The organism is Gordonia desulfuricans NBRC 100010, from assembly GCF_001485495.1.
In the GTDB taxonomy this organism is placed as follows: Bacteria; Actinomycetota; Actinomycetes; order Mycobacteriales; family Mycobacteriaceae; genus Gordonia; species Gordonia desulfuricans.
The window spans coordinates 1-6208 of record NZ_BCNF01000195.1; the positions used below are offsets into that span (position 1 = coordinate 1).

The window sequence follows — 6208 nt, forward strand, 5'->3', positions numbered from 1 at the left end:
AGCCGGTGCTGCCGCGGCAGCAGCCGCTGTCGCCGCACGCCCGACCGGCACCCGCGCCATGACCGATGTGGGACTGCCCACCGAGGCATCGGCCGCGGCCCGCCCGTCCACGCCGTCACACGGCACGGCCGCCGTCGCCGACAGCGGCTGGACCACCGGCCAGAAGGTGCTCGCCGGTGTCGCGGCGGCGCTGCTGGTGGGTGCGATCGCGTTGATCGGCTACTACCTGGCCCAGGCGGACGGCTCGTCGCCCACGCCGCCGGCGTCGTCGACGGTCACCGAGACCACCACCGAGACCACCACGGCCGAACCGACCACCGAGACCACCGAGACGACCCGTCAGCGTCCCACCACGACCACCTCGGACGAGGAGACCACCACCACGACCCGGACCACCCAGACCACCACCGAGGCCCCGACCCAGACCACCACCGGTGGCAGCGGTGACGACACGGGTGCCCCGACGGTGACCGGGCAGTTCTGTCCGCCGATCTGCTTCCCGGCGGAATGATGTCGACCCCGCATCGCCTCTCCGATCGCTACGAACTGGGTGAGACACTCGGTTTCGGTGGCATGTCCGAGGTGCACTACGCCCGTGACGTGCTGCTCAACCGCGACGTCGCGGTCAAGGTGCTGCGCGCCGACCTGGCCCGCGATCCGTCGTTCTACCTGCGGTTCCGGCGTGAGGCGCAGAACGCGGCGAAGCTCAACCACCCGACCATCGTGCAGGTCTTCGACACCGGTGAGGCCGAGACCGAGGACGGTCCGCTGCCGTTCATCGTGATGGAGTACGTCGACGGCGAGACCCTGCGCGACGTGCTGCGCCGCAACGGCCCGGTGGCCCCGCGACAGGCGATGACGTGGATGGCCGACGTGGCCGCGGCGATGGACTTCTCACACCGCAACGGCATCGTGCACCGCGACATGAAACCGGCCAACGTCATGATCGACACCTCGGGTGCGGTCAAGGTGATGGACTTCGGCATCGCCCGCGCGATGAACGACTCGTCGTCGACGATGACCCAGACCAGTGCGGTGATGGGCACCGCACAGTACCTGTCGCCGGAGCAGGCGCGCGGCATCAAGGTCGATCCGCGCAGCGACATCTACTCGATGGGCTGTGTGCTGTTCGAGCTGCTCACCGGCGAACCGCCGTTCACCGGCGACTCTCCGGTCGCCGTCGCCCACCAGCACGTCCACGAGGACCCGCCGTGGCCGTCGGCGATCCGCCCGGAGATCCCCCCGGAACTGGACTCCATCGTCATGAAGGCGATGAGCAAGAACAAGGAGAACCGCTACCAGTCGGCGGCCGAACTCCGATCCGACCTGATCAAGGTGCTCGCCGGCGGCAAGCCGTCGGCGCCGCTGCTGATGAGCGACGAGGACCGGTCGGCGCTGCTCGACTCCGGGCCGCGCCGCGCGATGCGCACCGACTCGGGCCGTCAGCCCGCGATGGACGGCGATGCCGACGACGGTCTGCCGTTGCGGCGGCGGTCGCCGCTGCTGATCGCCGGGTCGCTGGCGGCGGTGGCGCTGCTGCTGATCGGTCTGCTCGTGTGGTGGGCGCCGTGGTCGGCGAACTCGTCGGCGCACAACGTGGCGGTTCCGGCCGTCGCCGGTCTGTCCGCGGCCGACGCCCGGGCCGCACTGGAGAAGGCCGGGTTCGAGGTCAAACAGCTCGACGAGAGCAGCGAGACGGTCCCGGCCGGCAAGGCCACCCGCTCCGCACCCGGTGAGAACGTGCCGACCGCCGAGGGGTCGACGGTCAACCTGTTCATCTCCAGCGGCCGCGAACGTCACCGCCTCCCGGATGTGCGGGGCAAGACCCAGGCCCAGGCCACCACGCTGCTCAAGGAGGCCGGCTTCAACCAGATCCAGGTGGTCAAGGTCGATTCGGTCGACGTCGACGAGGGGTCGGTGGTCGACACCAACCCGGCGGTCGGCTCGGACGCACCGGTCCGCGATGCGGTGGTGCTGCGGATTAGTACCGGCCCCAAGGAAGTGAGCATCCCGAACCTCGTCGGCGAGTTCGAGTCCGATGCCCGCACCCAGCTCGATCAACTCGGGCTCAAGATCGTGGTGGTGCCCGGAGACTCCGATTTCCCCGCCGGCCAGGTGGTCAGTTCGTCACCGGTCGCCGGGAGCAAGGTCAAGCAGGGCTCCACGGTGCAGCTGACCATCTCCCGCGGCAACCTGTTCGCGATGCCGAACCTGAACGGACAGACCCCGGATCAGGCGCGGACCGCACTGCAGCGGGCGGGCTGGAACAACGGGACCCTCACCCAGACCACCCGCGGGGTGCCGCTGGGCAGCCCCGACGACGGCAGGGTGCTCTCGCAGGAGCCGGCGGCAGGATCCAAGGTCCGCAAGACCGACTCGGTGTCCATCACGATCGGCCGGGCCAGCCTGCTGCCGGGCTGACCGGCGTCGGCCCGAGAGGACCCCACGACGTAGGGCCCGGGGCGGGACCGCCGGTCGTGGCCGGTCCCCGGCCGAGCCGGGAGTCTAGCCGCCGATCGCCCCGGCGGCGCCGACGGCGTCGGCCATCTCCGCCTCCAGCGCGGCGACCCGCGACTCGCCGATCTCGATCCCGCACACGGCCAGCCAGTTGGCGAGCATGCGGTGTCCGCCCTGGGTGAGCACACTCTCCGGGTGGAACTGCACGCCGTGGATCGGCAGGTCGCGGTGCGCCAGGCCCATCACGATGCCCGACTCGGTGCGACCGGTGACGACCAGGTCGTCGGGCATGGTCTCGGGGAGCACCGTCAGCGAGTGGTAGCGGGTCGCGGTGAAGGGATCCGGCAGTCCGCGCAGCACACCGACCTGATCGTGGTGGACCAGGGAGGTCTTGCCGTGCAGGAGTTCGGGGGCCCGGTCGACGGTCCCGCCGAAGGCCGCGCCGATGGCCTGATGTCCCAGACAGACGCCGAGCAGCGGCAGACCGGTGGAGACCGCGACGTCGACCAGCGGCATGGTGGCGCCGGCACGCTGCGGGGTCCCCGGACCGGGGCTGAGCAGCACACCGTCGAATCCGGCGACCGCGGCGGTCAGCGATTCGGTGGTGAAGCGCCCCGCGTCGTCGGTGAGGCGGGCGTCGTCGTTGCGCCAGACCTCTGCGGTGACACCGAGCTGGCCCAGATACTGCACCAGGTTGTAGACGAAGCTGTCGTAGTTGTCGACGACGAGGATGCGTCCGGTGGACGGCGCAGAGGAATGCAGAGCTGCGGGATCCGACGCTGCGGGTGTCGTGCTGGTCACCCATGTCAGGGTACTCGGCGGTGTTCGAGGTTCTCACCGCACCGACCTGGTGAGATACCGTAGAAGAGACGTGTCTTCATCTGGCTGCGGTCACTGTCACGATCGGGTGCCGCAATCAGATGCCACCGACGCGGTCGTGACCCGGTCCGCCGGCGCGGCCTGCCGCACAACACAAGGAAGTCATGCCGAAGTCAAAAGTCCGGAAGAAGACCGACTACACCATCAACCCGGCCAGTCGTACGCCGGTCAAGGTGAAGACCGGACCCTCCAGCTCGATCTACGTCGGCGTGATGCTCGGTCTCATGCTGCTGGGTCTGGCCTGGCTGATCGTCTACTACCTCGCCGCGAGCGAGACGACCTACGGCGGCGAGGGCCAGGCCCTGCACTGGATGGCCAATCTGGGTCCGTGGAACTTCCTGATCGGTTTCGCCCTGATGGTGGGCGGCCTGTTGATGACCATGCGGTGGCGCTGAGCCCCGATCATGCCCGGTCGAAGTTGTCCCCAGGGTTATCCACAATGTGGAAATTACATGTGTGTAAGTCATCCCCACTGTGAGTAACCACTGTGGATAACTCGGCCCCGGCGACCACCACCAGGTGGTCCACCCCTGCTCCTGCGGTTGCCGCCCTCGTGATCGGCGGCATCGCCCTACTCCTCTGTGCAGTACTGCTGTCCACCGACGTCACCGGCCGCGCGCTGATGGCGATCGCCGGACTGATGGTCACCGGATTTGGTGCCTACGCTGCGATTATCCGGCCAAGACTGGCCTTGACCACCGGCGATGTGCCCACCCTGGCCATCCGCACGATCGGTGGATCCACCACGTTGACGCCCGCCGACGTCCTGCGCGTACGGGTGCTCACCCTGCGTCGCATCGGCCGCCGATCGGGACAACTCGAGATCGACTTCGCTGTGGATAACAGGTCTGTGGATAACGTGGACAACCTCGGCGAGACCGGGAAACAGCGAGACGACTCAGATGATCTGAGCCGCCTCGCGGTGTTCTCTCGATGGGATCTCGGCGCCGACATCGTCGAGGTGGCCGAGGAGATCGGACGGGCCGGATTTCCCGTCGACGACACCCGTTAACGCACGTAGACCAGGATCTGGCCGGTGTAGGTGACGGCCACGAGCACGCTGATCGCGATCGCCACCAGCAACAACACCCCGAGCCCACTCCAGCCGACGATGTTCGCGTTGCGCTGGGTGCGCTGTGCGGCCGGCAGCAACCGGGGTCCGTAGATCACCGCTGCGGTGGCCGCGGCACCGAAGAGCAGGCCACCGACGTGCGCGGGCAGCGAGATGCCGCTGATCGTGAAGGACATGACCAGGTTGATCACGATGATCGTGATCACCGGCGCCGGGGACACCCGCAGTCGCAAGACGACGATCAGCATGGCACCCATCAGGCCGAAGATGGCCCCGGATGCCCCGGCCGAGCGTCCTTCGTTAGCCTGCGCGAGCATCACCGCGGCGCTGCCGCCGAACAACGAGATCACGTAGACCATCAGGTAGCGGCCGATCCCGAGGGCCACCTCGAGATCGCGTCCGAGGATGTACAGCGAGATCATGTTCACGGCCAGGTGCAGCACGCTGTAGTGCAGGAATCCTGCGGTGAACAGTCGGTAGTACTCCCCGAGCACCACGTTCCCGCGGACGATCTCGCCGTACAGGATGGGTGTGGAGATCTGTACGTCGAAGGATCCTGCGGCGAGGACCGTCCACAGGAAGACGGCGACGTTGATGCCGATCAGCGAGTAGGTCGCGATCGGCCGGCGAACCGTGAGCGGTGCGCCGACCACCGGGCGGACACCCTGATCGGAGAAATGCGGGGTCCGTACCTGCTGGTGGGATCCCTCGGTTCGAAGGCAGTCCACACAGTGCGCGCCGACCGCGGCGGGACGCAGGCACTCCGGACAGGCCGGCCGCCCACACCGCGTGCACGACAACGCGGTGGGGCGGTCGGGGTGGCGATAACACACCGCCGGCGGCCCGGCGGGGGGAACGGTCAGGCGACCTCGATCTTCTCGATCACCACGGCGTCGACCGGGCGGTCGGCGCGGTCGGTGGCAGTGGTGGCGATCGCGTCGACGATCTGCTGCGATGCGGGGTCGGTGACCTCACCGAAGATGGTGTGGCGACGGTTCAGGTGGGGGGTGGGTCCGACGGTGATGAAGAACTGCGAGCCGTTGGTGCCCGGTCCGGCGTTGGCCATCGCCAGCAGGTACGGGCGGTCGAACTGCAGCTCCGGGTGGAACTCGTCCTTGAACTGGTAGCCGGGGCCACCGCGGCCGGTGCCGGTGGGGTCGCCGCCCTGGATCATGAATCCCTCGATGACGCGGTGGAACACCGAGCCGTCGTAGAAGGGACCCGAGTCGGAACCGGCGGCGTTCTTGGCCGCGTAGTCCTTGCTGCCGTCGGCGAGGCCGACGAAGTTGGCGACGGTCTCCGGCGCATGGTTGCCGAACAGTTCGACCTTGATGTCGCCGCGGTTGGTTTTGATGGTGGCGGTCTGTGTAGATGTGCTCACACTTCCATCCAACCAAATCCTCGGACAGAAGACGGCGAGTAGCACCATCCAAGGCGAGCTGGCACCCTGTGTGGCATGCCCAAGAAGTACGTTTTGCTCCTCGTCGGTGCCCTGGTCACGACGACCGTATCCGCCCTGGGTGCGGTGTTCATCGTGCGTCGGAGCCGTACCGAGATCCCGCCGGTCTCGCCGACCGTGCCCCGGGTGGAGGATCTCGAGCCCGCCGTCGGATCCGACGCCGCGGCATCCTGACCCGACGTCCGATTCCTCGACGCACATCCGGTGACGCGGCCATGTCACCGATCCGGGGTGAGGCTCCCGGCAGGTACTTTGAACAGGTGAACTCCGATGACGACCGGCCCGTGGACGGCGGCCGCAGCGATGACGCGGCCGGCGCCGAGCCGACGACGCGGGGCCCT

General features: G+C 68.2%; 7 protein-coding genes and 1 pseudogene. 5 read left to right on the plus strand and 3 right to left on the minus strand.

From position 1 onward, the window contains the following. Together GD1_RS25130 and pknB are read left to right on the plus strand one after the other, a co-directional pair. Window positions 1-511, plus strand: a pseudogene (locus tag GD1_RS25130) (serine/threonine protein kinase); the annotation flags it as partial. Next, the gene (gene pknB, locus GD1_RS23640; protein WP_059039967.1) at window positions 511-2421 is read left to right on the plus strand and encodes a Stk1 family PASTA domain-containing Ser/Thr kinase; all 1911 of its coding nucleotides are present in this window, start codon (window positions 511-513) and stop codon (window positions 2419-2421) included. The pseudogene GD1_RS25130 and the gene pknB, both read left to right, overlap by 1 nt. Before the next feature lie 84 nt (window positions 2422-2505). On the opposite strand, the gene GD1_RS23645 is transcribed toward pknB, so the two are convergent. Beyond that, on the minus strand, window positions 2506-3219 hold the full coding sequence (locus GD1_RS23645; protein ID WP_059039969.1) for an aminodeoxychorismate/anthranilate synthase component II: 714 nt from the start codon (window positions 3217-3219) through the stop codon (window positions 2506-2508). 221 nt (window positions 3220-3440) lie between these two features. Between GD1_RS23645 and crgA the strand changes: the two genes are divergently transcribed. Continuing rightward, complete coding sequence (crgA, locus tag GD1_RS23650) at window positions 3441-3731, plus strand: cell division protein CrgA (RefSeq protein WP_020789579.1); 291 nt, start codon at window positions 3441-3443, stop codon at window positions 3729-3731. A gap of 92 nt (window positions 3732-3823) precedes the next feature. Continuing rightward, entirely contained in the window at window positions 3824-4348 is a 525-nt protein-coding gene (locus GD1_RS23655; protein WP_020789583.1) for a hypothetical protein, read from the plus strand. On the opposite strand, the gene GD1_RS23660 is transcribed toward GD1_RS23655, so the two are convergent. Both GD1_RS23660 and GD1_RS23665 read right to left on the minus strand, forming a co-directional pair. Beyond that, complete coding sequence (locus GD1_RS23660) at window positions 4345-5241, minus strand: rhomboid family intramembrane serine protease (protein WP_059039968.1); 897 nt, start codon at window positions 5239-5241, stop codon at window positions 4345-4347. The genes GD1_RS23655 and GD1_RS23660 overlap by 4 nt on opposite strands. Window positions 5242-5267: 26 nt before the next feature. After that, window positions 5268-5837, minus strand: coding sequence for a peptidylprolyl isomerase (locus tag GD1_RS23665; RefSeq protein WP_174519103.1), 570 nt, complete (start codon window positions 5835-5837; stop codon window positions 5268-5270). A gap of 27 nt (window positions 5838-5864) precedes the next feature. On the opposite strand from GD1_RS23665, the gene GD1_RS25135 reads away from it, so the two are divergent. Beyond that, complete coding sequence (locus GD1_RS25135; RefSeq protein WP_169798219.1) at window positions 5865-6041, plus strand: hypothetical protein; 177 nt, start codon at window positions 5865-5867, stop codon at window positions 6039-6041. The last annotated feature ends 167 nt before the right edge of the window (window positions 6042-6208 follow it).